Origin of the sequence: Clavibacter sp. MX14-G9D, assembly GCF_032917815.1 — a bacterium.
Classification (GTDB): Bacteria; Actinomycetota; Actinomycetes; order Actinomycetales; family Microbacteriaceae; genus Clavibacter; species Clavibacter michiganensis_K.
This window is the reverse complement of record NZ_JAVCVL010000277.1, coordinates 1-3,074: the sequence shown is the minus strand read 5'-3', so window position 1 is coordinate 3,074 and position 3,074 is coordinate 1. Positions and strand designations below refer to the sequence as shown.

Here is a 3,074-nt window from a genome sequence, read left to right as displayed (position 1 = left end):
GAGCGCCACGAACGCGATGGGTCCCGCGGCCGCGGTGACCACCGCCGTGAGGGCGACGCCGAGCACCAGCAGGGCGAGGCGCGTCGGCTCGGCCCGCACCCCGTGGGCGCGCGCGGCGTCGTCGCCGAGCTCGAGCTGCCGCAGCGGCGCGGACAGCAGCAGGATCGCGGGCGCGAGCACCAGGAGGGCGACGAACGCGGGGAGCGCGCGGTCCCAGCCGACGAGCGCGAGGGAGCCGGCGCCCCAGATGGACGCGGCCATCGCCACCTCGGTGCCCGCCTTCAGGAGCAGGAACGTGTTCAGGCCGTGCAGGGCCGCCGTGACCGCGATGCCCGTGATGATCAGCCGGAAGCCCTGCACGCCGCCGCGGTACGCGAGGAGGTACACGACCAGCGCGGTGCCGAGGCCGCCCGCGAGCGCCCCGATCGCCGTGGGCACGAACGCGGCGCCGGCGAGCGTCGTGACGATGAGGGCGCCCGTGTAGGAGCCCGTCGAGAAGCCGATGACGTCGGGCGATCCGAGGGGGTTCCGCGTGAGCGACTGGAAGACGGCGCCCGCGACCCCGAGCGCCGCGCCGAACGCCACGGCCGCGAGCACGCGCGGCAGGCGCCACTCCGTCACGATCGTCGTGGCGAAGGAGCCGTCGGGGAGCACGAGGGCGCGGACGACCTCGGGCACGGTAAGGGGGAAGTCGCCGGTGCCGAGTGCCACCAGCGCGACCGCGAGGATCGCGGCGGCGAGCGCGGCGCCCACCAGGGCCTCGCGCCGCCGGAGGCGCGTGCCGACCACGGGGAGGCGGAAGGTGCCCGGGATCCTCGCGGCGGGACGGCGGCCGGCGGGTGCGGGCGCGCTCACAGCCCCGACGCCCTCTGCCGGCGCACGAGCAGGATCAGCACGGGCGCCCCGATCACCGCGGTCACGATGCCCGCGGGCAGCTCGGCCGGGCGGAGCACGATGCGGCCCACGATGTCGGCTGCCAGCAGCAGTACGGGCGCCAGGACGATCGTGTACGCGAGGATCCAGCGCTGGTCGGGCCCGACGATCCAGCGGGCGATGTGCGGGATCATCAGCCCGACGAACGCGATCGGCCCGGCCATCGCGGTCGCCCCGCCGGCGAGCAGCGTCACGGCGACCACCGCGACGGTCCGCACGACGACGACGTTCGCCCCGAGGGAGCGCGCGAGGTCGTCCCCGAGCGCGACCGCGTCCAGGCTCCGGGCGATGACGGCCGCGAGCAGCACGCCCGCGGCGAGGAACGGCGCGACCGGCACCAGGGCGTCCCAGCCGCGGTCCTGGAGGGAGCCGGACTCCCACGCCCGCATGGCGCTGAAGCCCTGCGGGTCGGCCAGCAGCATCCCGGACGTGATGCCCGCGAGCACCGCGCCGAGGGCGACGCCGGCGAGCGTGAGGCGCACCGGGTCGCCGCCGCCCCGCCCCGCGGATCCGACGACGTACACGACGACGGCCGCCACGAGCGCCCCGCCGAAGGCGAACCAGAGGTAACCGCTCACGGCGGTCACGCCCAGCACGCCCGTGGCGATGGCGACCGCGAAGGCCGAGCCGGCGGTGACGCCGAGGATCCCGGGATCCGCCAGCGGGTTGCGCGTGACCGCCTGGATGAGCGCGCCCGCGACGCCGAGCGCGAGCCCCGCGGCGAGGCCGACGAGGGTGCGCGGGACGCGGAGGTCGAGGATCACGACGAGCTCGGCGGCATCGCGCGGGCGGCCGGCGAGCGCGTCGACGACGGCGCCGAGCGGGATGTCGCGCGACCCGACGGCGACGCTCGCGAGGCACGCGAGCACCAGTGCGCCGAGCGCGAGCAGGAGGCCCGCCGAGCGCGGCAGGCCGCTCCGTGCCCGGCCCTCGGGGGCGTCGGTGACGGAGGCGCGCGCAGGGACCCGGAGCGACATGGCCCGGACAGCGTACCGCGCCGTTAGGTTAGGCTGCCCTTGCCTGACACGATCCACACCGGACCGTCACCCCGCACTGCCCGCACCCGCACGCATCCCGCACCCCCGCACCCCGCACCCCGCACCCGAGAGGCCCCGCACCATGAGGTTCCCCACCACCGGCTCCGCCGTCGCCGCGATCGCCGTCGCGACGCTCGCCCTGACCGGCTGCAGCGCCTCCTCCGACCCGGCGGCGTCCGCGCCCCCCGCGTCCGGCACCGCGACCGGCGCCTTCCCCGCCACGGTCGACACGAAGTTCGGCGAGGTCACCGTCCCGAGCGAGCCGAAGCGCGTCGTCGCCCTCGGCTGGGGCGACGCCGAGACCGCGCTCGCCCTCGGCGTCCAGCCGGTCGGCGCGTCCGACTGGCTCGGCTTCGGCGCCGACGCGGACGGCGTCGGCCCGTGGGCGCAGGACCTCTATACCGAGTCGCCCGAGCTCATCGAGACCCTCGAGCCGTCGTACGAGGCCATCGCGGCGCTCGAGCCCGACCTGATCCTCGACACCAAGGGATCCGGCGACCAGGCCCGCTACGACCGCCTGTCGCAGATCGCCCCCACCATCGGCATCCCCGAGGGCGCCGACAGCTACCTCACCGACATGGACGACCAGGTCGACATGGTCGCCGAGGCGCTCGGCCGCGAGGACCAGGGCGACGCCCTCCTGGAGGCCGTCGACGCGCGCTTCGACGAGGTCGAGGCCGCGCACTCCGAGTGGAAGGGCAGGACGGTCACCGCGGCCACGAAGACCAGCGAGGGCTGGGGCGCCTACATCGAGGGCAGCGAGCGGGTCTCGTTCCTCGAGGAGCTGGGCTTCGCGCAGAGCCCGACCATCGCGGGGCTGCCGAAGAGCGCGAGCGGCTTCACGGCCGACATCTCCTCGGAGCAGCTCGACCTGCTCGACTCCGACGTGATCGTGGCGTTCCCGATCTTCATCGACAAGTCCGTCATCACCGACGACCCGCTGTGGCAGGCGATCCCCGCGGTCGCGGCGGGCCACGCGGTCGTCATCGACGGCGACCTGTCGTCGGCGTACTCGATCGGCACCACGCTGTCCACCGGCTACGCGCTCGACCAGCTCGTGCCGCTGCTGGAGACCGCCACGCCCTGACCGCCGTCCGCCCGAGG

3 protein-coding genes are annotated in these 3,074 nt (G+C 75.7%); 1 reads left to right on the top strand and 2 read right to left on the bottom strand.

Going from position 1 to position 3,074, the window contains the following annotated elements; genetic code table 11:
- Both Q6969_RS14605 and Q6969_RS14600 read right to left on the bottom strand, forming a co-directional pair.
- The coding region (locus Q6969_RS14605) for an iron chelate uptake ABC transporter family permease subunit (protein ID WP_317231097.1) at window positions 1-855 on the bottom strand (855 nt) is incomplete at its 3' end.
- Window positions 852-1,910, bottom strand: a complete 1,059-nt coding sequence (locus Q6969_RS14600) for an iron chelate uptake ABC transporter family permease subunit (protein ID WP_317231096.1) — start codon at window positions 1,908-1,910, stop codon at window positions 852-854. The genes Q6969_RS14605 and Q6969_RS14600, both read right to left, overlap by 4 nt.
- Before the next feature lie 142 nt (window positions 1,911-2,052).
- Here Q6969_RS14600 and Q6969_RS14595 point away from each other — a divergent pair, with 142 nt between their 5' ends.
- Window positions 2,053-3,057: an iron-siderophore ABC transporter substrate-binding protein gene (locus Q6969_RS14595; protein WP_317231095.1), complete on the top strand. Its 1,005-nt coding sequence runs from the start codon at window positions 2,053-2,055 to the stop codon at window positions 3,055-3,057.
- The last annotated feature ends 17 nt before the right edge of the window (window positions 3,058-3,074 follow it).

Bases quoted from the DNA above. Each gene is read 5' to 3' on its own strand.
- Q6969_RS14600 (WP_317231096.1), bottom strand. From the start codon at position 1,910: ATGTCGCTCCGGGTCCCTGCGCGCGCCTCCGTCACCGACGCCCCCGAG.
- Q6969_RS14595 (WP_317231095.1), top strand. From the start codon at position 2,053: ATGAGGTTCCCCACCACCGGCTCCGCCGTCGCCGCGATCGCCGTCGCG.